16 protein-coding genes are annotated in these 23,717 nt (G+C 60.7%); 15 read left to right on the forward strand and 1 reads right to left on the reverse strand.

From position 1 onward, the window contains the following. Window positions 1-56: 56 nt before the first annotated feature. Window positions 57-1,040, forward strand: a complete 984-nt coding sequence (gene galE, locus AC13Q5_RS11755) for a UDP-glucose 4-epimerase GalE (RefSeq protein WP_488501771.1) — start codon at window positions 57-59, stop codon at window positions 1,038-1,040. Further along, window positions 1,018-2,586, forward strand: coding sequence for an alkaline phosphatase family protein (locus AC13Q5_RS11760; RefSeq protein ID WP_488501772.1), 1,569 nt, complete (start codon window positions 1,018-1,020; stop codon window positions 2,584-2,586). The genes galE and AC13Q5_RS11760 overlap by 23 nt, the downstream gene beginning before the upstream one ends. A gap of 71 nt (window positions 2,587-2,657) precedes the next feature. Here the strand turns inward: AC13Q5_RS11760 and AC13Q5_RS11765 are convergent, their stop codons facing one another. Then, a complete protein-coding gene (locus AC13Q5_RS11765; protein ID WP_488501773.1) occupies window positions 2,658-3,164 on the reverse strand; it encodes a DUF1993 domain-containing protein in 507 nt (168 codons plus the stop codon). A 131-nt stretch (window positions 3,165-3,295) separates the two neighbouring features. Between AC13Q5_RS11765 and AC13Q5_RS11770 the strand changes: the two genes are divergently transcribed. The 13 genes from AC13Q5_RS11770 to AC13Q5_RS11830 all read left to right on the forward strand — a co-directional run bounded on the left by AC13Q5_RS11770 (window position 3,296) and on the right by AC13Q5_RS11830 (window position 23,685). Further along, the gene (locus AC13Q5_RS11770; RefSeq protein WP_488501774.1) at window positions 3,296-3,499 is read left to right on the forward strand and encodes a hypothetical protein; all 204 of its coding nucleotides are present in this window, start codon (window positions 3,296-3,298) and stop codon (window positions 3,497-3,499) included. A gap of 37 nt (window positions 3,500-3,536) precedes the next feature. Beyond that, entirely contained in the window at window positions 3,537-4,463 is a 927-nt protein-coding gene (locus AC13Q5_RS11775; RefSeq protein WP_488501775.1) for a sugar ABC transporter substrate-binding protein, read from the forward strand. A gap of 72 nt (window positions 4,464-4,535) precedes the next feature. Beyond that, the gene (locus AC13Q5_RS11780; RefSeq protein ID WP_488501776.1) at window positions 4,536-6,077 is read left to right on the forward strand and encodes a sugar ABC transporter ATP-binding protein; all 1,542 of its coding nucleotides are present in this window, start codon (window positions 4,536-4,538) and stop codon (window positions 6,075-6,077) included. 32 nt (window positions 6,078-6,109) lie between these two features. Next, window positions 6,110-7,135, forward strand: coding sequence for an ABC transporter permease (locus AC13Q5_RS11785; RefSeq protein ID WP_488501777.1), 1,026 nt, complete (start codon window positions 6,110-6,112; stop codon window positions 7,133-7,135). 189 nt (window positions 7,136-7,324) lie between these two features. Then, window positions 7,325-8,383, forward strand: coding sequence for a dipeptidase (locus tag AC13Q5_RS11790; protein ID WP_488501778.1), 1,059 nt, complete (start codon window positions 7,325-7,327; stop codon window positions 8,381-8,383). A 46-nt stretch (window positions 8,384-8,429) separates the two neighbouring features. After that, entirely contained in the window at window positions 8,430-10,070 is a 1,641-nt protein-coding gene (locus tag AC13Q5_RS11795) for an ABC transporter substrate-binding protein (RefSeq protein ID WP_488501779.1), read from the forward strand. A gap of 21 nt (window positions 10,071-10,091) precedes the next feature. Then, window positions 10,092-11,159: an ABC transporter permease gene (locus AC13Q5_RS11800; protein ID WP_075853449.1), complete on the forward strand. Its 1,068-nt coding sequence runs from the start codon at window positions 10,092-10,094 to the stop codon at window positions 11,157-11,159. After that, window positions 11,156-12,082, forward strand: a complete 927-nt coding sequence (locus AC13Q5_RS11805) for an ABC transporter permease (protein WP_488501780.1) — start codon at window positions 11,156-11,158, stop codon at window positions 12,080-12,082. Before AC13Q5_RS11800 ends, AC13Q5_RS11805 begins: the two co-directional genes overlap by 4 nt. Next, the gene (locus AC13Q5_RS11810; RefSeq protein ID WP_488501781.1) at window positions 12,079-12,912 is read left to right on the forward strand and encodes an ABC transporter ATP-binding protein; all 834 of its coding nucleotides are present in this window, start codon (window positions 12,079-12,081) and stop codon (window positions 12,910-12,912) included. The genes AC13Q5_RS11805 and AC13Q5_RS11810 overlap by 4 nt, the downstream gene beginning before the upstream one ends. Continuing rightward, window positions 12,909-13,658, forward strand: a complete 750-nt coding sequence (locus AC13Q5_RS11815) for an ABC transporter ATP-binding protein (protein WP_488501782.1) — start codon at window positions 12,909-12,911, stop codon at window positions 13,656-13,658. The genes AC13Q5_RS11810 and AC13Q5_RS11815 overlap by 4 nt, the downstream gene beginning before the upstream one ends. Before the next feature lie 161 nt (window positions 13,659-13,819). Beyond that, window positions 13,820-14,008, forward strand: a complete 189-nt coding sequence (locus tag AC13Q5_RS11820) for a hypothetical protein (protein WP_488501783.1) — start codon at window positions 13,820-13,822, stop codon at window positions 14,006-14,008. A gap of 162 nt (window positions 14,009-14,170) precedes the next feature. Continuing rightward, window positions 14,171-14,329 carry a hypothetical protein gene (locus AC13Q5_RS11825; protein ID WP_174176193.1) on the forward strand — a complete coding sequence of 53 codons (159 nt, stop codon included), beginning with the start codon at window positions 14,171-14,173 and terminating at the stop codon, window positions 14,327-14,329. 845 nt (window positions 14,330-15,174) lie between these two features. After that, window positions 15,175-23,685, forward strand: a complete 8,511-nt coding sequence (locus AC13Q5_RS11830) for a glycoside hydrolase family 94 protein (protein ID WP_488501784.1) — start codon at window positions 15,175-15,177, stop codon at window positions 23,683-23,685. Window positions 23,686-23,717: the final 32 nt, after the last annotated feature.

Consider the following 23,717-nt stretch of genomic DNA (forward strand, 5'->3'; position numbering starts at 1 on the left):
GAACTGGTCCGCCGCGTCTGGAGCGGCAAATCCTTGTGAGTCAAGAAGGGATGGTCATGGCAGGAGAAACGGTGCTTGTGGTCGGCGGAGCCGGATATATCGGTTCGCACACATGTCTGGATCTGGCGAACAAGGGTTTCAAGCCCGTCGTCTACGACAATTTCTCCAACGGTCATCGCGAGTTCGTCAAATGGGGTCCGGCCGAGGAAGGCGATATCCGCGATCGGGCGCGCCTCGACGAGGTGCTGGCCAAGCACAAGCCCGCCGCCATCCTGCATTTTGCCGCGCTCATCGAAGTGGGCGAATCGGTTAAGGATCCCGTCTCCTTCTATGAAAACAACGTCATCGGCACACTGACCTTGCTTTCAGCGGCGCAGGCGGCCGGCGTGAAAGCCTTCGTCTTTTCGTCCACCTGCGCGACCTATGGCCTGCCGCAGAGCGTGCCGCTCGACGAAAGCCACCAGCAGGTGCCGATCAACCCTTACGGCCGCACGAAATATATCGTCGAGCAGGCGCTCGCCGATTACGACCAGTACAAGGGCCTGCGCTCCGTAATCCTGCGCTATTTCAATGCTGCCGGCGCCGATTTCGAGGGCCGCGTCGGCGAGTGGCATACGCCGGAAACCCATGCGATCCCGCTTGCCATCGATGCCGCCCTCGGCCGCCGTCAGGGCTTCAAGGTCTTCGGCAGCGATTACGATACGCGTGACGGCACTTGCGTCCGCGATTACATCCATGTGCTCGATCTTGCCGATGCGCATGTCCGCGCCGTGGAATATCTGCTTGATGGCGGCGATTCCGTCGCACTCAATCTCGGCACGGGCACGGGTACGACCGTGAAGGAGCTGCTCGGCACGATCGAGACGGTGTCGAACCGGCCGTTCCCGGTCGAATATGTCGGCCGCCGCGAAGGCGATTCGACGACGCTCGTCGCCAACAACGATAAGGCCCGCGATATTCTCGGCTGGTCGCCGCAATATGATCTGACCGAGATCATCCAATCCGCATGGAATTGGCATGCCAAATCCAACCAGCACTGAACCCTCCTCTTTGGTTGGTGTTGGGGGCAAGCGCCCGAACGTTCTGTTGATTTCGGCTGACCAGTGGCGGGGAGATTGCCTCTCCGCCGTCGGGCATGAATGGGTGAAGACGCCCAATGTCGATGCGCTGGCAAAGGAAGGCGTACTCTTTCGACGCCACTATGCCGGTACCGCGCCCTGCTCGCCGGCGCGGGCAACGCTCTATACCGGCCTTTATCAGATGAACCATCGCGTTTGCCGCAATGGTTCGCCGCTGGATGCCCGTTTCGACAATGTTGCGCTTGCGGCGCGCCGTGCCGGCTACGATCCGACGCTGTTTGGCTATACCGACACGGCGCCCGATCCGCGCGACCGCGATCCCCATGATCCGCATCTGACGACCTATGAAGGCGTGCTGCCGGGGTTCACGCCGCGGCAGCTTTTGCCGGAGCATGAGAAGCAGTGGCTCTCCTGGCTGCGGTCACGCGGCCATGCCGATGCCGTCAGCCGCGATATCCATATTCCGCTCAGTGCCAAGCCCGGCGAAATTTCCAACAATGCCCCTGCCTATTCCAGGGAGGAGACGCAGACGGCCTTTATGGCGGGCGAATTCATCCGCTGGCTTGGCGAGCAGGATCAACCCTGGTTCGCGCATGTTTCCTTCCTGCGGCCGCATCCGCCTTTCTCGGTGCCGGAGCCCTATAACCGCATGTTCTCGACCGCCGATGGCCCGGCCTTTGCACGCGCCGCCGATCGCGAGACGGAAATGGCGTTGCATCCCCTGCTCGCCTTCGGCCTGCCGCTGATCGGCAAGGGCGGCTTTATGTATGGCGGCAAAGGCTCCATCAACGAGTGGACGTCGGAGGATTTTTCGGCGATCCGCGCCATCTATTACGGCATGATCGCCGAGGTCGATGCGCAGCTTGGCCGGATCTGGCAGGCCCTGAAGGATGCCGGCGCCTGGGACGAAACTGTCATCGTCTTCACCTCGGACCATGCCGAGATGATGGGCGATCACTGGATGCTCGGCAAGGGCGGCTTCTTCGACGGAAGCTATCATGTTCCCCTTGTCATTCGTGATCCTCGTCGGAGCGCCACGCATGGCCGGCAGATAGCGCGCTTCACCAGCGCCGCTGATATTTTCCCAAGCCTGTGTGACCGGCTTGGTGTCACGCCGGCAAATCATGTCGATGGTGAAAGCCTGCTGCCGTTCCTTTCCGGTTCCGAACCGGCGAGCTGGCGCGATGCCGCCTTCTGGGAGTTCGATTTCCGCGATATTGCCGAGGGTATTCCCGAGCGGCATTTCGGCCTGCGGTCCAATGCCTGCAATCTGGCCGTTATTCGCGACGACCGTTTCAAGTACGTCCATTGCGCGGGTCTTCCGCCGCTGCTCTTCGATCTTTCAAAGGATCCGGCGGAACTATCCAATGTCGCCGAGGACGGCGCTTACACGGCGATCAGGCTCGCCTACGCCGAAAAGCTTCTCTCGCTTCGGGCGGAGCATCTGGATCAAACGCTGGCCTATACGGAGCTGACGGAAAAAGGGCCGGTTTCGCTCCGGCCCTGAGTGGCTTCTGTCATTCATTTTTGCGTAATTCCGGACGGAAAACCGCTGCGCGCTTTTCCTGGAATTGGTCCTTAGGCAAACGATCCGAGATAGTTCATCTTGCCGATGGACAGGCCGCGGCTGCGCAGGATGTCGTGTGCCGTGGTGACGTGGAAGAAGAAATTCGGCAGCGCGAATTTCGCCAGGTAATCCTCGCCCTTGAAGACGATCTTGTTGCCTCCCGGCGCGATCGTCACTTCCCGCGTGTCGCTGCCTTCCATCGTTGCCGGCGTAACCGTCGTCAGGAAATCCTGCGTTTTCTTCAGGCGCTCGCGCAGATCGGCGACGGTCGCTTCGTTGTCTTCGAAGCGCGGCGCATCGATGCCGGCAAGTCGGGAAATGGTGAGCTTCGCGGTATCGGAGGCGCGCTGATACTGGCCGGAGAGCGGCAGCATGTCGTCGATCAGGCGGGCGGAAATCAGCTCCTCCGCCGCAATGCCTTTTTCAGCCGCATGGGCTTCGATCTTGTCGAGATAGACCGAAAGGTTTTGAAGGCCGCGTTGGAAGACGGGGACCGAGAAACTGTACATCGAGGGCATGTGTGTTCTCCATTGCGGGCCGCGGCGCGGCCGGTTGGTCGTCTGCATTCTATTCCGTTCCCGTGTCGATGGAATAACCGTTCCACGGTGACGGGTGCCCGTATGTAGGTTTGATCATCCGATCTTGCAGTGTGAGCGGCAAGAAAACTCGTCTTCCCCGGCTCCAGCGATGCGCCCAGAATTTGCTGTTGACCTTTGCCTTGAAAAATGGAATGAATATTCCGCATAATGAATTTTACGGTTTGTTTGTTCCGTTTTTCGATGTAGCCGCCATGGGAGTGGCGGCCGAATTGAATACAGGCCCCGCAGTCGAGACTGGGGGTTCCGGCATTTAGGAGGGGTGTGGCCGGGCACCTTATCTGGGAGGAAATCATGAAGAAATTTATCCTTGGCTCTGCGATGGCTCTTTTGCTCTCGACCGCTGCCCACGCACAAACCATCGGCGTTTCGATGGCTCTGTTCGACGACAACTTTCTGACCGTTCTGCGCAACGGCATGCAGGACTACGCCAAGGACAAGGGCGTGACGTTGCAGGTCGAAGATGCCCAGAACGACATTGCAAAGCAGCAGAGCCAGATCCAGAACTTCATCGCCAGTAAGGTCGATGCCATCATCGTGAACCCGGTCGATACCGACGCAACGGCTGCCATTTCCAAGCTCGCAGCCGATGCCAAGATCCCGCTCGTCTACGTCAACCGCGAGCCGGCAAACGTCGACAGCCTTCCGGACCAGCAGGCCTTCGTTGCTTCCAACGAGCAGGAATCCGGTACGCTGGAAGCCAAGGAAGTGTGCCGGCTGCTGGGTGGCAAGGGCAAAGCCGTCATCATGATGGGCGAACTCTCGAACCAGGCTGCCCGCATGCGCACCAAGGACGTCCATGACGTCGTTGCGACCGACGAGTGCAAGGGTATCCAGATCGTCCAGGAGCAGACCGCCAACTGGCAGCGTACCCAGGGCGCCGACCTGATGACCAACTGGCTCTCCAGCGGTCTCGAATTCGATGCCGTCATCTCCAACAACGACGAAATGGCGATCGGTGCCATCCAGGCGCTGAAGGCTGCCGGCAAGCCGCTGGACAAGATCGTCGTTGCCGGCGTCGATGCCACGCAGGATGCGCTTGCCGCCATGCAGGCCGGCGACCTGAAGGTCACCGTGTTCCAGGATGCCGCCGGCCAGGGCAAGGGCGCAGTCGACGCTGCGCTGAAGCTTGCCAAGGGCGATAAGATCGAGAAGAAGGTCTACATCCCCTTCCAGCTCGTCACGCCGGCCAACGTCAAGGACTTCGTCAAGAAGAACTGATGACGAGAGTGATCGATGGATGCGGGCTTAAAGCCCGCATCCTTTGAAATCCGATCTGCCCGGGAGGGAAAAATGGTTGTGAGCCCATCCACCATGGCGGCGGTACGCGCCAGCGGCGCTGTCCCCAATGCCGCCTATCTGCTGAGCGCGGAAGGCATCCGCAAGGAATTTCCCGGCGTGCTCGCCCTTGATGACGTTTCCTTCCACCTGAAGCGCGGAACGGTGCATGCCCTGATGGGTGAAAACGGCGCGGGCAAATCGACGCTGATGAAGATCCTTGCCGGCATCTATATTCCCGACCAGGGCGAAGTGCGCCTTAAGGGCGTCGACATCCGGCTGAAGTCACCGCTCGACGCGCTGGAAAACGGCATCGCCATGATCCATCAGGAACTGAACCTGATGCCTTTCATGACTGTTGCTGAAAATATCTGGATTCGCCGCGAGCCGAAGAACCGTTTCGGTTTGGTCGACCATGCCGAGATGAGCCGCAAGACCGAGGAACTCTTCCAGCGCCTTAACATTGCCATTGATCCCGAAATCCAGGTGCGCGAGCTTTCGGTCGCGAGCCGGCAGATGGTCGAAATCGCCAAGGCGGTTTCCTATAATTCTGACGTGCTGATCATGGACGAGCCGACTTCGGCGCTGACCGAGCGCGAAGTGGCGCATCTCTTCCAGATTATCCGCGACCTGCGCTCCCAGGGCATCGGTATCGTCTACATCACTCACAAGATGAATGAGCTGTTCGAGATCGCCGACGAATTCTCGGTGTTCCGTGACGGCAAATATATCGGCACGCATGCTTCCACTGATGTGACCCGCGACGACATCATCCGCATGATGGTCGGCCGCGAGATCACGCAGATGTTTCCGAAGGAGGAAGTGCCGATCGGCGAGACCGTGCTGTCTGTCAAGGATTTGAGCCTCGATGGCGTCTTCTCCAATGTCTCCTTCGATGTCAGGGCCGGCGAAATTCTCGGCGTGGCCGGACTTGTGGGATCGGGCCGGTCGAATGTCGCCGAAACCATCTTCGGCGTCACGCCGGCCTCGTCGGGCACGATCGAGCTTTTCGGCAAGAAGACCGAAATCACCTCGCCGGCGGCTGCGATCCGCCATGGCATGGCGTTCCTGACCGAGGACCGCAAGGATACGGGCTGTCTTCTTATCTTGAGCGTGCTCGAGAACATGCAGGTGGCCGTGCTGCACGATAAGTTCGTGCGCGGCGGCTTCGTGCAGGAAGGCTCGATCGAAGAGGCCTGCGAGGAAATGGCAAGGAAGCTGCGCGTCAAGACGCCGAATCTCGACGAACGGATCGAAAATCTTTCCGGTGGCAATCAGCAGAAGGCGCTGATCGGCCGGTGGATGCTCACCAATCCCCGCATTCTGATCCTGGACGAGCCGACGCGCGGCATCGATGTCGGCGCCAAGGCGGAAATCCACCGTCTCGTCACCGAAATGGCGCGCAATGGCGTCGCCGTTATCATGATCTCGTCGGAAATGCCCGAGGTACTCGGCATGAGCGATCGCATCATGGTGATGCATGAAGGACGGGTGACCGGATTCCTCAATCGGGCGGAAGCAACTCAAGTGAAGGTGATGGAACTGGCCGCGCAGTGACGCCGCCAATCATCGCAAGGGAGGACTGAACCATGGTTAGCAAAGTTGCAGAGGCGACCGCCCCGGCAGTCACACGGCCAAGACGCCGCCGCGTGCCGCCTGAGCTCGGCATCTTCCTGGTGCTGATCGGCATCGCGCTCCTCTGTGAGATCCTCGGCTGGATCTTCGTCGGCCAGAGCTTCCTCTTGAACCTCCAGCGCCTGAAGATCATGATCCTTCAGGTCTCGGTCATCGGCATCATCTCCGTCGGCGTGACGCAAGTCATCATAACAGGCGGTATCGACCTCTCATCCGGCTCCGTCGTCGGCCTGACGGCCATGGTCGCCGCGAGCTTTGCCCAGTCGTCGACCTGGGCGAGGGCCGTCTATCCCGCGCTGACCGACATGCCCTTCTTCGTGCCGATCGGCATCGGCCTGCTGATCGGCCTGCTTGCCGGCTTCATCAACGGCCAGCTGATCACGAAGACGAAGATCCCGCCCTTCATTGCGACACTTGGAATGATGGTCTCGGCCCGCGGCCTGTCGAAGCTCTACACCAAGGGCCAGCCGATCTCGGGTCTGACCGATCAGTTCAACTTCATTGGTTCCGGCATCTGGCCCGTCGTCGTCTTCCTCATCATCGCGGTCGCTTTCCATATCGTGCTGCGCTACACGCGCTACGGCAAGTTCACCTATGCGATCGGTGCCAATGTGCAGGCGGCGCGCGTTTCGGGCATCAATGTCGAGGCGCATCTGGTCAAGGTCTATGCCATTGCCGGGCTCTTGGCAGGTCTTGCCGGCATCATCACGGCTGCCCGCGTGCAGACGGCGCAGGCTGGTATGGGTGTCAACTATGAGCTCGATGCGATCGCGGCTGCCGTCATCGGCGGTACATCGCTCACCGGCGGCGTCGGCCGCATCGCCGGTACCGTGATCGGCACCGTCATCCTCGGCGTGATGATCTCGGGCTTCACTTTCCTCAACGTCGATGCCTATTATCAGGAAATCGCCAAGGGCTTCATCATCGTCGCGGCTGTTGCCATCGACGTCTACCGCCAGAAGAAGCGGGCCAAGCGCTGAAATGCCCGACACATCCTCAGCGTTCTAATGCATGCTCTCAAGGCGGGGTTTTACCCCGCCTTTTCCGTTTGAACGTGCCATTCCATGCAAATGCAAATTTTTTTCATTTGGGTATGGCGAATCCTGTCAGCTTTTCTATTCTGGCCGCTTTCCATTCGCTCCCCCGGAGCGCTTCACCCAGGATAGACAATGCAAGCCGTATTCGATGGTCACAACGACGTTCTCTTGAGGCTCTGGCATCACGCGCGCGACGGCGCCGACCCGATCGCCGAATTCAAGGATGGAACATCCGGCGGCCATATCGATGCGCCACGGGCGCGGGCGGGTGCTCTCGCCGGCGGTCTCTGCGCCATCTACATTCCGTCGGGCGATCTCGTCTTTGCCGATCCGGACAGCAACGGCCACTACGCGACGCCGCTCGCGGCTCCGCTCGAGCGGGCGCCATCCCTCGATATCGCCCTTGAAATGGCCGCCATTGCGCTGCGGCTCGACCGCGCCGGCGCCTGGAAGCTCTGCCGCTCCACGGCTGATATCCGCGATTGCATGGAGAAAAGAATTTTCGCGGCCGTCATGCATATGGAAGGCTGCGAGGCAATCGATGCCGATCTGACGGCACTCGAAACTTTTTACGCGGCGGGCTTGCGCTCGCTCGGCCCGGTCTGGAGCCGCAACAACGTCTTCGCCCATGGCGTGCCCTTCGCCTATCCAAGCTCGCCGGATACCGGGCCGGGCCTGACGGACGCCGGCTTTGCGCTGGTGCGGGAATGCAACCGCCTCGGCGTCGTCGTCGATCTCGCCCATATCACCGAAAAGGGCTTCTGGGATGTGGCCAAGACCTCGGATCAGCCGCTGGTCGCCAGCCACTCCAACGCGCATGCGCTGACGCCGGTCGCACGCAATCTCACCGACAAGCAGCTCGACGCCATCAAGGAAAGTCACGGTATCGTCGGTCTCAACTATGCGACGGCCATGCTGCGCGACGACGCGCGCTCGGATGCCGATACGCCGCTCAAGGCAATGGTGCGGCATGTCGATCATCTCGTCAGCCGCCTCGGCATCGACTGCGTCGGCCTCGGATCGGACTTCGACGGCGCCACGATCCCAGCCGAAATCGGCGATGCGGCCGGCAATCAAAACCTGATTGCCGCCCTTCGCGACGCTGGTTATGCTGAGGACGATCTTGTAAAGCTGTGCAGGGAGAACTGGCTTCGCGTCCTGGCATCCGCCTGGAAGGAAGGCAGCCGGTAACGTGCGTGCCGATATTGCGTAGAGTTAAAAAAGGGGAATGAAAACAATGATGATTACCAAGATGAACCGCGGTTTCCGCGCACTTTCTGCCGGCGTGGCTCTCTCGCTTTTGCTGATGGCGGCGCCGAACGCATATGCTGCGACGCCCAAGGATACGCTGGTCGAAGGCTTTGCCTTCGACGACATACTGAGCATGGATCCGGCCGAGGCTTACGAACTGTCGGCTGCCGAAATCACCGGCAATACCTATAGCCTGCTCGTGCGCCTCGACATCAACGACACCTCGAAGATCAAGGGCGACCTTGCTGAGAGCTGGTCCGTCTCTGACGATCACCTGACCTATACGTTCAAGCTGAAGCCAGGCCTGAAGTTTGCTTCCGGCAATCCGATCACCGCCGAGGACGTTGCCTGGTCCTTTGAGCGCGTCGTCAAGCTCGACAAGAGCCCGGCCTTTATCATCACCCAGTTCGGCATTAACGGCGACAACGTGACGGAAAAGGCCAAGGCGACCGACGCAAACACCTTTACTTTCACCGTCGACAAGCCCTATGCGCCGAGCTTCGTGCTGAACTGCCTGACGGCGACTGTGGCCGAAGTGGTCGACAAGAAGCTGGTCCTGCAGCACGTGAAGCCGGCAACGCCGACCGCCGACTACAAATACGACAACGACTTCGGCAATAGCTGGCTGAAGACCGGCTTTGCCGGTTCCGGTCCGTTCAAGCTGCGCGAATGGCGTGCCAACGAAGCCGTGGTGCTGGAGCGCAACGACAATTACTACGGCGAAAAGGCCAAGCTGAACCGCGTCATCTATCGCTTCATGAAGGAAAGCTCGGCGCAGCGCCTGGCGCTGGAGAACGGCGATATCGACATCGCCCGTAACCTGTCGCCGACCGATCTTCAGGCAGTCGAGAAGAATGCACAGCTTGGTACGACCAGCGCGCCGAAGGGCACGATCTACTATATGAGCCTCAACCAGAAGAACGCCAATCTGGCCAAGCCGGAAGTGCAGCAGGCGTTCAAGTATCTGGTCGACTACGATGCCATCGGCAAGACGCTGATCAAGGGTATCGGCGAGATTCATCAGACCTTCGAACCGAAGGGCATGCTCGGCTCGCTGGATGAAAATCCGTTCAAGCTCGACGTCGCCAAGGCCAAGGAATTGCTGGCCAAGGCGGGCCTGCCCAATGGCTTCTCGATCACCATGGACGTGCGCAGCATCGAGCCGGATACCGGCATCGCAACCGCCATCCAGCAGACGCTCGGCCAGGCTGGCATCAAGGTGGAGATCATCCCCGGCGACGGCAAGCAGAAGCTGACGAAATATCGTGCCCGCAACCACGATATCTACTTCGGCAACTGGGGTCCGGATTATTGGGACCCCCATTCCAACGCCGATACCTTCACAACGAACGACGACAATTCCGATACCAGCACCAACAAGACACTCGTCTGGCGCAACACCTGGACTTCGCCTGAGCTGGAGAAAGAAGCCAAGGCTGCGCTCTTCGAAGGCGATGCGACCAAGCGCGGTGCCATGTATCAGGACATCCAGAAGAAATTCCTGGAAGCAAGCCCCTTCATCATCCTCTATCAGCAGACGGAAGTCGCCGGCTATCGCAAGGACGTGAAGGACTTCAAGCTTGGTCCGAGCTTCGACAACAACTTCGTCTGGCCGATCTCCAAGTGATAATCCGGCAGGATTAGTTCTTTGAGCACCGTCGAACGGAAAATGCAGGTGCGGCCCAAAAAGGGCCGTGCCGCTCCCTTCTTCATGGGTCTGCTGCGATTTCTGGTCGTGGCGGTCACGACCTATCTCGGCCTACTCGCCGTAACCTTCTTCATCGGGCGTGTCATCCCGATCGATCCGGCGCTGGCGATTGCCGGCGATCACGCGCCTCAGCAGGTGCTGGAGCGCCTGCATCGAGAGATGCACCTCGACCAACCGCTCTATCTGCAGTTCTATTATTATCTCCTGAGCGCTCTGAGCGGCGATTTCGGTACTTCGGTGCTGACGACCAATCCGGTCATGGACGACATCAAGCGCGTCTTTCCCGCGACGATGGAGCTTGCCACGGTCGGCACGATCATCGGCGCCGTGTTCGGGGTTCCCTTCGGCGTCCTTGCCGCCGTGCGCCGCAACAGCATCATCGACCAGATCGTCCGCGTCATCGGCCTCGTCGGCTATTCCGTGCCTGTCTTCTGGCTGGCCATGGTCTCGCTCGTCATCTTCTACGCGGAGCTGAACTGGGTCGCCTATCCCGGCCGCATCGATATCGCTTATGAATATACTTTCACGCCGATCACGGGCTTTTTCCTGCTCGACAGCGCGATGCAGGGGCAATGGGACGTCTTCTGGGACGTGTTCCGCCACATTATCCTGCCGGCATCGCTGCTCGGCTATTTCTCGCTCGCCTATATCAGCCGCATGACGCGCAGCTTCATGCTGAACGAGCTCGGCCAGGAATATATTGTCGCGGCTCGCGCCAAGGGACTTTCCGAGACGCGGGTGATCTGGGGCCATGCCCTTCGCAGTGCCGTCGTGCCGTTGATCACGGTGATCGCGCTTTCCTATGCCGGCCTGCTCGAGGGCTCCGTGCTGACGGAGATCGTGTTCTCCTGGCCGGGCATCGGCTTCTACATCACCAGCTCGCTGCGCAATGCCGACATGAATGCCGTTCTCGGCGGCACCATCGTCGTCGGCACGGTTTTCATCGGCATCAATCTGATTTCCGATCTTCTGTATCGGACGCTCGACCCAAGGACCCGACGTAAATGACTGTCGAGACCACCCAACCCAGCTTGAGGGACTGGCTGCTCTCCGACCGGCCACAGTCGCGCCGGCAGGCGAGACTAGGGCGCGCCTACGTCACCTGGCGGCAGTTCTCCGCCAATCGCCTGGCCGTCATCGGGCTGCTGATCATCATCGCGCTCGTGCTCGTGGCGGCGCTCGCCGATGTCATCGCGCCGCATTCGCCCGTGATCGGCGATCTCACCAACGCCTATCTGAAGCCGCCCGGCACGCCGGGCTATCTGCTCGGCACAGATGATCTCGGCCGCGATATCCTCTCGCGCCTCATCTACGGCTCGCGCTGGACGCTCTACATCGTCGTGCTCGTTGCGATCATCTCGGCGCCGATCGGGCTGATCATCGGCATGGTGTCGGGATATATGGGCGGCTGGGTCGATGTGATCCTGATGCGCATCACCGATATCTTCCTTGCCTTTCCGAAGCTGGTACTGGCGCTTGCCTTTGCGGGTGCGCTCGGTGCGGGTATTGAGAATGCCATCATCGCCATCGCCATCACCTCCTGGCCGCCCTATGCGCGCTTGGCGCGGGCCGAGACCATGACGGTGCGGCGCTCGGACTATATTGCCGCCGTGCAGCTCATGGGTGCCTCGCCCTTGCGCATCATCTTCCGCCACGTCATGCCGCTCTGCATCTCCTCGGTAATCGTCCGCGTCACGCTCGACATGGCGGGCGTGATCTTGACGGCCGCCGGCCTTGGTTTCCTCGGGCTCGGCGCGCAGCCGCCGTTGCCGGAATGGGGCGTGATGATTGCGACTGGCTTCAAATACTATCTTGACCAATGGTGGGTGGCGGCCATGCCCGGCATTGCGATCCTCATCGTCAGCCTCGGTTTCAACCTGCTCGGCGACGGCCTGCGCGACGCGCTCGACCCGAAGGAGAGCGGACAATGACGACGCTTCTGACCGTGGACAATCTTCGGGTTCGCTATCCGACGCGCACGGGTGTTATCGACGCCGTGCGCGGCGTGTCCTTCACGCTCGGCCGCGAGCGGCTGGGCATCGTCGGCGAGAGCGGCTCCGGCAAGTCGCAGACCGGCCGCGCCATCATGGGGCTGACGCCGCCGCATGGCATCGTTACGGCCGACAAGCTTGACTTCAGCGGGATCGATCTTCTGTCGATCTCGGCTAGAGAGCGCCGGTCGCTGCGCGGCAAGCGCATCGCCATGGTGCTGCAGGACCCAAAATATTCGCTCGATCCTGTCATGACTATCGGCAAACAGATCACCGAAACCTTGCGAACGCATGAGAAGGTTACCAAGGCTGAGGCTCGCGACCGCGCCCTTGCCATGCTCGAAGCCGTGCAGATCCGCGATCCCAGCCGTGTCTATGACCTGCATCCGCACGAGGTTTCGGGTGGCATGGGCCAGCGCGTCATGATCGCCATGATGCTGATCGCTGGGCCGGAGCTTTTGATCGCCGATGAGCCGACCTCGGCGCTCGATGTGACGGTGCAGCTCGATGTGCTCAAGATCATGGACAAGCTCGTTTCGGAGCGCGGCATGGGGCTGATTTTCGTCTCGCACGACCTGCGGCTGGTGTCGTCCTTCTGTGATCGCGTGATCGTCATGTATGCAGGTAAGGTCGTAGAAGAGCTCAAGGCTTCCGAATTGAACAATGCACAGCATCCCTACACGCGCGGTCTGCTGAACTGCATGCCCGTCATCGGCGAAAACAGGCATCCGCTGCCGGTGCTCGACCGCAAGCCGGAGTGGGCGGCATGACGGTGGCACTTGCAGTTGATGGCCTCAGCGTCGTCTATGACGGTTACTATGCTCTCGATGCCGTCGGCGTCGAGGTCAACAAGGGCGAATCCTTCGGCCTGGTCGGCGAGTCCGGTTCGGGAAAATCGACATTGCTGCGGGCCGTCGCCGGCCTTGCACCCGTCACGGACGGAACGATCCGCGTCGGCGGCGAGCTGCTGAAGGGGGCAAGGCGCAGCAAGACCTTCTATCGCCAGGTGCAGATGGTGTTTCAGGACCCTTACGGCTCCCTGCATCCGCGTCAGACGATCGACCGGCTGCTGCTGGAGCCGCTCTCGATCCACCGGATCGGCGACACCGAAACCCGCATCGCCAGGGCGCTGGACGAAGTCGGTCTTGGGACCGGCTTTCGCTTCCGCTATCCGCATCAGCTGTCCGGCGGCCAGCGCCAGCGCGTCGCTATTGCCCGCGCGCTGATCGTCGAGCCGTCGATTCTGCTGCTCGACGAGCCGACCTCGGCACTCGACGCTTCGGTACAGGCCGAGGTGCTCAACCTGCTCGAACAGGTACGCAAGGATCGCAATCTGACCTTCGTGATGGTGAGCCACGATCTCGGCGTCATCACCCATATGTGCGAGCGCCTGGCCGTCATGCGCAACGGTGCGGTCGTCGAGCGGCTGACGGCAAAGGAGTTGGCAGCCGGCGACGTGAAGGAAGACTATACGCGCAATCTGATGGTTGCCAGCAAGGGGTTCGTCCGCGCCTGAGCGGTCGGCTTTTGCGCCCAGTGGGGCGTTAACGAATGGGCCGCTTAAACACGACCAATCGTATAGACTATTGACACCTGCCGCAATTCTGTCATGATCTCGTTAATGGCGGTTAACTTTCGTGATCCCGATAAGGGGTCAGACGTTAAGTGGAGGCAGGCATGTTTTTCATGGGTGGCATGACCATGGGCTATCTTCATCCGCCGGTTCCGGCGAAACGGGAAGGTGCACGGTCCGCTACTCTTTCTGACGAAAACAGCCGCCGCCAGACCGGACCTGCCGAAGAGCAGACGGTCGATACCAGCGCCATCGAGCGCAGTTTGATTTGGGCCCGCCGCATTCTTTGCTGATTAGGCGTTGCCGATCTTTCGGGCCCTCGACATCCAATGGTTTAATTTTTCTCGGCTCGCGTTCTGGACGGAAATTCATCTCTACCTAATTGATAGGAAATGTATGAATGTCCGTTCTGGGCTTGGCCCGGAAAACATATAAGAAACGAACGGAGGCAACACATGGCGAATTTGGGTATGTCGAATACGCATGTGAATCAGTTCGATGGTTCCAAGCGCGCCGCCAAGACGCGGCAGAAGATTCAAACGGCGATTCATGTCGTCTTGTTTTCGGCTGCATTCCTGTTCGTTGCGGCCATTGTTTGCGGTATCGTCGTTTAAGGCGACGTTTTGTCGAGTGGCGGCTTGTGCTGCCGCTAATGTGAGGCCGATGCGGCCCATCTCCTGAAATTCGGGACGTTTGTGGGGCCGGTCGATCAAGACTGGCAGCTTGTTTTCTCGCGCAGCTTCCGATCTCGTTTCGCTGACATGGTTTCGCCGGGCAAAGAAAATTTGTCCGGCCGATGGAATATGCCGTGTGAAAACAGTAAACTTCACCCCCAAAATACGAGGAGGTTCACGAAGGCGATTGGCGCAGCCAGGCCTTGGTGGTGCGGAGGGGTCAAGCGAACTTTTGCGTTGAGCTTTCCGGGATCGGGGAAGTGGCCGTCTTTTTGTGGTAGGCATAGGATTGGGCCAGATCGGTTTGGGCGTGCTGGCTTCGAGCCCGGGCATGCGCTGCCGTGAAAACGATGCGCTCCGACAGGAATTTGCGAATCTTTTGAGAGGGTTCAGTTTAAGTTCATCTTCTGCGGGATATTGAGGGGTCAATATGCCGAACCATGCTGAATTTCCGAAAGCGGATCCATCAGCCCAAGGAGAATGCCTCGTGACCTTGATCGATTGTCGTTGACGTCTGCGGATCGCTGCCGGAACCATTTGGCTGCGTATCCAGTTTCATGGGCACCCAACCGGGATAATGGCAAAGCGCCGCGATCCTTAAGAATGGCCCCGTGAAAATCTTCGCCTCTGTTTGTTTGTTCTAAGCCGTCATTTCGAATTCACCCCCTTCGCCCGCCGGGAAGCGAAGCAAAAGGGTCCAAATGCGTGAATTCTTGTGTCGGGCAGGGCAAAGACGATAAAGGCGATAATGCCACTCACTCTGTTTGGACCCAGAACCCGAATCCATGACATCTCAAAATCTCTCCACCGTTACGCCGCGCGATTCTGAAGCCAAGCAGATCGATCATAACGATGCGATCCGCGCCACCTATTTCTCCAATGAACAGATAAAGGAATGCGGTGCGACCTTCGCCCGCAACGGCGCGAAAACCAAGCTGCCGGGCTTTGCGCCCTTCGATTTCTTCGCGCGGCACAAGGAAAACGAAAAAGAGATCCTGCGTGTCTACCGCTCGGCCAATGCCGATGTCGATGCTGGTGAATCGATCACGCCGGCCGCTGAATGGCTGCTCGACAACCACTACATCATCGAAGAAGCCATTCAGGAAGTTCGCCGCGATTTTCCGAAGAAATTTTACGACCAGCTGCAGACGCTGACCATTGACGGCATGGTGATGCCGCGCACCATGGCCTTGGCCTGGCTCTATGTCGCTCATACGCATAGCACAGTATCCAATCAGGGCCTGCTGGCGCTCGTCGAAGGTTTCCAGTCTGTCGAGATGCTGAAGATCGGCGAGCTTTGGGCCGTTCCTTCGCTGGTGCGCTACATCCTCGTCGAAAACCTGCGCCGCATTTCGATCCGCGTCGAGCAGAGCCGCATTACCCGCAAGAAGGCCAATGCCGCCGTCGACGAGCTGATCCGTCTCAATGACGATGCCAAGGTCGCCGAGTTCCTGAAGACGCTCGAGCCTTTAACTTCGGACAATACCTTCGCCACGCAGTTCCTCTATCGCCTGCGCGATGGCTCGCATACGTCGGGTCTCGCCGTCACCTGGCTTGAGAAGCGGCTTGCCGAGGCCGGCACCGACGCCGAAAGCGTCATGATGGCCGAGCATAATCGCCTGTCGTCGGGCAATGTGACGATGGGCAACATCATCAAGAGCCTGCGTCTCATCGACGATACCGACTGGTCCGTCTGGGTCGAAGAGGTCAGCGCCGTCGACAAGCTGCTCTGGGACGAGACCGACTACGCCAAGCTCGATCCGGGCTCGCGCAACAGCTACCGCCGGCGCATCGAAAAGCTCGCCCGCCGTTCCGACAAGACCGAAATGGAGATCGCCCAGGTCGCCATGGCGATGACCGAGGCCGCCAAGGCATCGGGCGAAGGGCAGGCGCGTGAGCCGAATATCGGCGATTTCATCATGGGTCAGCAGACCCAGAAGCTGGAAAAGGCAATCGGCTACCGCGCGCCGATTTCGGTCAGTTTCGTGCGCCAGTGGCGCAAGCTTAATTGGCTGTCGATCGCAGCCCCGGTGCTGTTCCTAACCGTCGTGGCGCTGGTCGTCGTCGGCTATTTCATGCTGCATGCCGGCATGGGCTGGGCCGAGACCATCCTGCTGCTCCTGATGTTCTCGCTGCCGGCCTCGGAAGGCGCCACGGGCCTCTTCAATTTCTTCGTCACCATGTATCTGACGCCGGCGCGTCTGGTCGGCTACGAATTCAAGGACGGCATTCCGGAAGAAGCCCGCACGCTGGTCGTCGTGCCGACGCTGATCGGCAACCGCGACAGCGTCGACGAACTCGTGCGCAATCTTGAAGTCCATTACCTCGCCAATCCGGGCGGCGAGATCTACTACGCACTGCTCAGCGACTGGCCCGACAGCCAGGAGGAGGAGAGCGAGCGCGATCTGGAAATCCTCGATTATGCCCGTCGCGAAGTGGCCAATCTGGCTGCGCGCTATGACGAGGATGGCATTCAGCGCTTCTACCTGCTGCATCGCCGCCGTCTCTATAATCCGTCCGAAGGCGCCTGGATGGGCTGGGAGCGCAAGCGCGGCAAGCTGCACGAGCTGAACATGCTCCTGCGCGGCGACCGCGACACCACCTTCCTGCCCGGCGCCAATATCGTGCCGAAGGACGTGCAGTATGTGATGACGCTCGATTCCGATACGCGCCTGGTGCGCGATACGGTGACGAAGCTCGTCGGAAAGCTGCATCACCCGATCAACCGCCCGGTTTTCGACCCCGAGAGCAAGCGCGTCGTGCGCGGCTACGGCGTGCTGCAGCCGCGCGTTACCCCGTCCTTGACCACGGGCAAGGATGCGTCGGTCTTCCAGCGTGTCTTCTCGGTCAATCGCGGCCTCGACCCTTACGTCTTCGCCGTTTCCGACGTCTATCAGGATCTGGTCGAAGAAGGTACGTTTACCGGTAAGGGCCTCTATCATGTGGATGCGTTCGAGGCGTCGCTGAAGGGCAAGATCGACGAAAACGCCGTTCTCAGCCACGACCTGCTCGAAGGCTCGATGGCGCGCTGCGCCCTCGTTACGGACTGCGAACTCGTCGAAGACTTCCCGATCCGCTACGAAGTGGAAGTCTCGCGCCAGCATCGCTGGGCGCGCGGCGACTGGCAGCTCCTTCCCTATCTCTTCAATCCGAAGCGCGGCGTCACCGGCCTCGGCCGCTGGAAGATGATGGACAATCTGCGTCGTTCGTTGACGCCGATTGCCTGGTTCTTCGCCTCCGTGCTCGGCTGGTACTTAATGGAGCCGCTGGCGGCGCTGATCTGGCAGATCCTTCTGATCTTCTGCCTGTTCGTCGCGCCGACGCTGTCGCTCATCAACGGCATCATTCCGCGCACCAGCGATATCGTCGCCCGCGCCCATCTCTACACCGTCTGGTCCGACATCCGCGCCGCCAATGCGCAGGTCGCGCTGCGCATCGTCTTCATTGCCGACGGCGCCTGCATCATGGCCGACGCCATTGGCCGCTCGCTCTACCGCGCCTTCGTCAGCCGCAAGCTGATGCTGCAATGGCGGACCGCCGCAAGCGCCCAGGCCGCGGCCCAGACGACAATCCTCGGCCACTACCGCGTCATGTGGCATGCGCCCGTGCTGGCATTGCTGGCCTTGGCCTTCGCTTCGCTCTCCGGCGACAACGCCTTCTTCGTCGGCATTCCCTTTGCGTTGCTCTGGGTTCTGTCGCCGGCGATCGCCTGGTATGTCAGCCAGTCGGCCGAAACCGAAGACCGGCTCGAAGTCCCGGAAAGCGTTTCGTTCGAACTGCGCAAGATTGCGCGCCGCACCTGGCGCTATTTCGAGACCTTCGTCGTCGAACAGCAGAACCATCTGCCGCCCGATAACGTGCAGCAGACCCCGAATGCCGTCGTCGCATCGCGGACGTCACCGACCAATATCGGCGTCTACCTGCTGTCCGTCATTTCGGCCCGCCATTTCGGCTGGACGTCCTTCGAGGAAACCATCGATCGCATGGAAAAGACCATGGCGACCGTGGCAAAGCTCGAAAAGTTCCGTGGGCACCTGTGCAACTGGTATCACACCGATACGCTGAAGCCGATGGGCGCGCGCTATATCTCGGCGGTCGATAGCGGCAACTTCGCCGGCCACCTGATTGCCGTTTCGTCCGCCTGCCGCATCTGGGCGGAAGCGCCATCTGCGCATATGCAGGGCAATCTGGACGGTATCGGCGACGTCGCCGGTATTCTCGCCGAAACGCTTGCCGAGCTTCCGGACGACCGCAAGACGGTGCGGCCGCTGCGCCGCCGCCTGGAAGAGCGCATCGCCGGCTTCCAGAACGCGCTTGCCGCCGTCAAGCGCGAGCATGAGTTCGCCTCCATCCGCGTCATAAACCTTTCGGTTCTGGCGCAGGACATCCAGAAGCTTGCGGCAAATCTCGATCATGAAGTGAAGTCGACGCAGAGTGGCGAAGTGCTCACCTGGTCGCAGTCGCTGGTTAGGGTTTGCGAAGGCCATATCGCCGACAGCATCTTCGATCTCGCCAACGTGGATTCGCTGCGCCAGCGACTGGCGAAATTGCGCGATCAGATGCGCGAACTCGCCTTCGGCATGGAATATGCCTTCCTCTATCGTCCGGAGCGGCGCCTGCTTTCCATCGGCTTCCGCGTCGAAACCAACGAGCTCGATGCGGCCTGCTACGACCTTTTGGCCTCCGAAGCCCGCCTCACCAGCCTTTTCGCCATCGCCAAGGGCGATCTGCCGACCGAGCACTGGTATCGCCTCGGCCGTCAGGTCGTGCCCGTCGGTTCGCGCGGAGCGCTGGTCTCCTGGTCCGGCTCGATGTTCGAATATCTGATGCCGCCGCTCGTCATGCAGGAGCGTCAGGGCGGTATCCTCAACCAGACCAATAATCTGGTCGTGCAGGAGCAGATGAACTACGCCAAGCGTCTCGGCTCCGACATCCCCTGGGGCATTTCGGAAGCGGCCTTCAATGCCCGCGACCATTACATGCACTACCAGTACACCAATTTCGGCGTGCCCTCCCTCGGCCTCAAGCGCGGCCTCGGCCAGAACGCCGTCATCGCGCCCTATGCCTCGATCCTTGCCAGCCAGTATCGCCCGGCCGCGGCGCTGGAAAACCTGCAGAAATTGCGCAAGGTCGGCGCGCTCGGCATCTACGGCTTCCACGATGCCGTCGATTTCACGCCGACCCGTGTTCCCGAAGGCAAGAAGTGCGCGGTGGTCTACAACTATTATGCGCACCATCACGGCATGTCGATCGCCGCGATCGCCAACGTCGCCTTCAACGGCCGCCTGCGCGAACTCTTCCATGCCGATCCGGTGATCGAAGCCGCCGAACTGCTGCTGCAGGAAAAGGCGCCGCGCGATATTCCGGTCATGGCCGCCAAGCACGAAAGCGACCAGCCGGCCAATATCCAGGAAGACATGCTGCGCCCGGAAATCCGCAAGATCGCCGATCCGGCGACGCAGGATCGCGAGCTCGCCTTCCTTTCCAACGGCCATTATTCCGTCATGCTGACGGCAACCGGTGCCGGCTACTCGCGCTGGAACGGCCTGACCGTCTCGCGCTGGCGTGCCGACCCGACGGAAGACCGCTGGGGCACCTTCATCTTCCTGCGCGATACCGCCTCCGGCCAGTGGTGGTCGGCGACGGCCGAGCCGCGCAGCATCGAAGGAGAAAAGGCCAAGGTCTCGTTCAGCGATGAAAAGGCGGAATACAGCAAGACGGTCGGCGATCTCACCAGCGACGTCGAGTGCATCGTCGCCACCGAGCACGACGCCGAAGGCCGCCGCGTCACGCTGCTCAACATGGGCACGGAAGATCGCTTCATCGAAGTGACCTCCTACCTGGAGCCAGCGATTGCCAGCGACGACGTCGATTCCGGTCACCCGGTCTTCACGCGCATGTTCGTGCGCACCGAGATCGGCAAGAGCGGCGACGTGATCCGCGCCGAGCGCAACAAGCGCGACTACAATGAGCCGGACATGTCAGTCGCCCATCTGGTCGTCGACAATGCCGGATCGGAACGTCCGACCGAATTCGAAACCGATCGCCGCAAGTTCCTCGGCCGCGGCCGCACGCTTGCCGAAGCCGCCGCCTTCGATCCGGGCGCGACGCTCTCCGGCACGGACGGCTTCACCATGGACGCCTGCCTGTCGCTGCGTCGCGTCGTGCGCGTGCCAGCCGGCAAGAAGGTCAGCATCATCTTCTGGACCATCGCCGCGCCGAACCGGGAAGAGGTCGACAAGGCTGTCGAGCGTTACCGCAATCCCGACACCTTCGGCATCGAACTCACGCAGGCCTGGACCCGTACGCAGATGCAGATGCGCCATGTCGGCGTCACCTCGCAGCAGGCGGCCGCCTTCCAGAAGCTCGCACGCTATCTCGTCTATCCGGATATGCACCTGCGCGCCGATGGCGCCACCGTGCAGGCCGGTCTGCATTCGCAGTCGGCTCTCTGGCCGGTGACGATCTCGGGCGATTTCCCGATCTTCACGCTGCGCATCAATGACGATGTCGATCTCGAAATCGCCAGGGAAGCGCTGATGGCGGCGGAATATCTGCGCTCACGCGGCATCAACGCCGATCTCGTCATCGTCAACGAGCGCGCCGTCGACCATGCGCAGGACATGCAGCGCGAACTGGACAAGTTCGTCGAGCACGTTCGCCACAATCAGGGCGATGGCCTGAGGCCGAACATCTTCTCGGTTCGCAAGGACCTGATCGAGAACGAGACCTATCAGGAGATTCTTGCCGCATCGCGGGTGATCTTCCATGCCCGCAACGGCAAGCTCGTCGATCAGATCGCGCGTGCGGCGACGCTTTTTGCCTCGGCACAGTCCGACGAGCCAGCGTCGGCCAATCGTCTCACCGTGCCTGCCGCCCTGCAGGATTCGGTCTTTACGGCCGAGCCCCTCGAGGCGCAGGACGATCTCGATTTCTGGAACGGTTACGGCGGCTTCTCCAAGGACGGGCGCGAATATGTCGTGCGTCTGCCGGGTGGCCAGTCGACGCCGCATCCGTGGGTCAACGTCATCTCGAACGAGCGCTTCGGCTTCCATGTTCCTGCCGAAGGCGGCGGTTTCACCTGGAGCCACAATTCGCGCGACTACCAGCTGACACCCTGGACCAACGACATGGTCATCAACCGTCCGGGCGAGGCGCTCTATGTCGCCGATCTCGACAGCAACAAGGTCATGACGCCCTATGCCGGCCTGTCGCGCAATGCGAAGGTCCGTTTCGAGGCGCGTCACGGCCTCGGCTACTCCGTCTTCTCGAGCGAAGAGAATGGCGTGGCGCTGGAGCTGACGCAGACCGTCGATCGCGAGCGTCCGGTCAAGCTCTTCCGCCTGCGGCTCAGCAACAACGGTGCTGATAGCAAGCGCTTGCGCGTCTATAATTATGCCGAGTGGGTGCTCGGCATCAATCAGAACAAGACCAGGCCCTTCATCCTGTCGACGCTGGATGAGGAAACGGGTGCTCTGTTTGCCAACAACCCCTACAGCATCGATTACTTCAAGCGGACTGCCTTCATGGCGGCGAGCGAGACGCATTCGAGCTTCTCGGCAAGCCGCCGCGAGTTCATTGGCCGCCATGGCACGATCCAGATGCCGGAAGCCGTGGTGACGGGTGCAGCACTCTCCAACTCGGCCGATCTCGATGGCGACCCCTGCGGTGCTCTGGCCTTCGACCTGACGATTGCCGCCGGCGAGCAAAAGGAAATCTGCTTCTACATGGGCGATACGGCGACCGTCGAGGAAGCCCGGGCGCTCGTTTCGGAAATCCGCAAGGCCGATTTCGAGGCCGTACTTTCGGCAGGCCGCGAGTTCTGGAACGGCTTCACCGGTCATGTGAAGATCTCGACGCCGGACAAGGCGATGAACAACATGATCAACGCCTGGCTGCCTTATCAGAGCCTTGGCTGCCGCATCATGTCGCGTACCGCCTTCTACCAGTCGTCGGGTGCCTTCGGCTTCCGCGACCAGCTGCAGGATACGCTGGCATTCCTGGTGCATAAGCCGGAGCTTGCCCGCAACCAGATCCTCAACGCGGCCCAGCGTCAATTCCGCGAGGGCGATGTGCAGCATTGGTGGCTGCCGGGCAGCGGCGCCGGCGTGCGCACGCATATCTCCGACGACGTCGTCTGGCTCGCCTATGCCGTCGACCAGTACTGCACTGTCACGGGCGACAAGTCGCTTCTCGACGAGGAACTTGCCTTCGTCGAGGGTGCGGCACTGATGCCGGGAACGCATGACGTGTTCTATCAGCCGACCGTGTCGGAGGACAAAGTCAGCGTCTACGAACATGCGGCCTTGGCCCTTGATCTTGCGATCAAGCGCAAGGGCGGCAACGGCCTGCCGCTGATCCTCGGCGGCGACTGGAACGACGGCATGAACCGCGTCGGCATCCAGGGTCGCGGCGAAAGCGTCTGGCTCGGCTGGTTCCTGGCCGGCATGCTCACCGCCTTCCTGCCCTATGCCGAAGCACGCGGCGACAAGGAGCGCGTCAAGCGCTGGTCGGATCATCTGCCGGAACTGCGCAAGGCGCTGGAATCGGCTGGCTGGGATGGCGGTCACTATCGCCGCGGCTATTTCGATGATGGCAGCCCGCTCGGCTCCAGCGAGAATTTCGAATGCCAGATCGATTCGATCGCGCAGTCGTGGAACATTCTCTCCGGCGAGGGTGACAGGGCACGCGGCGAGAAGGCGATGAACGCTGTGCTCGACAAGCTGGTGGATGACGAAAACCGCATCATCCGGCTGTTCACGCCGCCCTTTGCCAAGTCGGCCCGCGATCCGGGTTACATCAAGTCCTATCCGCCGGGCGTGCGCGAAAATGGCGGCCAGTATACCCATGCGGCTACCTGGGTGGTCATGGCGCTGGCGGAGATGAATCGCGGTGACGATGCCTGGCATTGCTTCGACATGCTGAATCCGATCAACCATGCACGCGATCGTGATCAGGCCGATACCTATCGTGTAGAGCCCTATGTTGTCGCTGCTGATATCTACGGCGAAGGACAATTGACGGGCCGTGGCGGCTGGACCTGGTACACGGGATCCGCCGGCTGGCTGTATCGCGTCGCTGTCGAAGGCATTCTCGGTATCCGCGTGAAAAACGGACGGCTTTTCGTCAAGCCGGCCTTGCCTTCGAACTGGGACGGCTTTGCGGCGGATATCGAACTGCCGAGCGGAAATTACCGTATTTCCGTCTCAAAAGCGCCCGATGCAGCGACATACTCGGTCACCATCAATGACAGGGCGGTCGCCCATCCCGAAGAGGGCTATCCGGTCGGACAGTAGCGTTTCTGCACTGTTTCGCTTCGACGATCGGG

The organism is Martinezella sp. CNPSo 3964 (assembly GCF_057784375.1).

Coding starts and splice junctions, on each gene's coding strand:
- AC13Q5_RS11790 (WP_488501778.1), top strand. CDS start 7,325: ATGCAAGCCGTATTCGATGGTCACAACGACGTTCTCTTGAGGCTCTGG.
- AC13Q5_RS11780 (WP_488501776.1), top strand. CDS start 4,536: ATGGTTGTGAGCCCATCCACCATGGCGGCGGTACGCGCCAGCGGCGCT.
- AC13Q5_RS11795 (WP_488501779.1), top strand. CDS start 8,430: ATGATGATTACCAAGATGAACCGCGGTTTCCGCGCACTTTCTGCCGGC.
- AC13Q5_RS11760 (WP_488501772.1), top strand. CDS start 1,018: ATGCCAAATCCAACCAGCACTGAACCCTCCTCTTTGGTTGGTGTTGGG.
- AC13Q5_RS11820 (WP_488501783.1), top strand. CDS start 13,820: ATGTTTTTCATGGGTGGCATGACCATGGGCTATCTTCATCCGCCGGTT.
- AC13Q5_RS11765 (WP_488501773.1), bottom strand. CDS start 3,164: ATGCCCTCGATGTACAGTTTCTCGGTCCCCGTCTTCCAACGCGGCCTT.
- AC13Q5_RS11810 (WP_488501781.1), top strand. CDS start 12,079: ATGACGACGCTTCTGACCGTGGACAATCTTCGGGTTCGCTATCCGACG.
- AC13Q5_RS11785 (WP_488501777.1), top strand. CDS start 6,110: ATGGTTAGCAAAGTTGCAGAGGCGACCGCCCCGGCAGTCACACGGCCA.
- AC13Q5_RS11830 (WP_488501784.1), top strand. CDS start 15,175: ATGACATCTCAAAATCTCTCCACCGTTACGCCGCGCGATTCTGAAGCC.
- AC13Q5_RS11805 (WP_488501780.1), top strand. CDS start 11,156: ATGACTGTCGAGACCACCCAACCCAGCTTGAGGGACTGGCTGCTCTCC.
- AC13Q5_RS11825 (WP_174176193.1), top strand. CDS start 14,171: ATGGCGAATTTGGGTATGTCGAATACGCATGTGAATCAGTTCGATGGT.
- galE (WP_488501771.1), top strand. CDS start 57: ATGGCAGGAGAAACGGTGCTTGTGGTCGGCGGAGCCGGATATATCGGT.
- AC13Q5_RS11815 (WP_488501782.1), top strand. CDS start 12,909: ATGACGGTGGCACTTGCAGTTGATGGCCTCAGCGTCGTCTATGACGGT.
- AC13Q5_RS11775 (WP_488501775.1), top strand. CDS start 3,537: ATGAAGAAATTTATCCTTGGCTCTGCGATGGCTCTTTTGCTCTCGACC.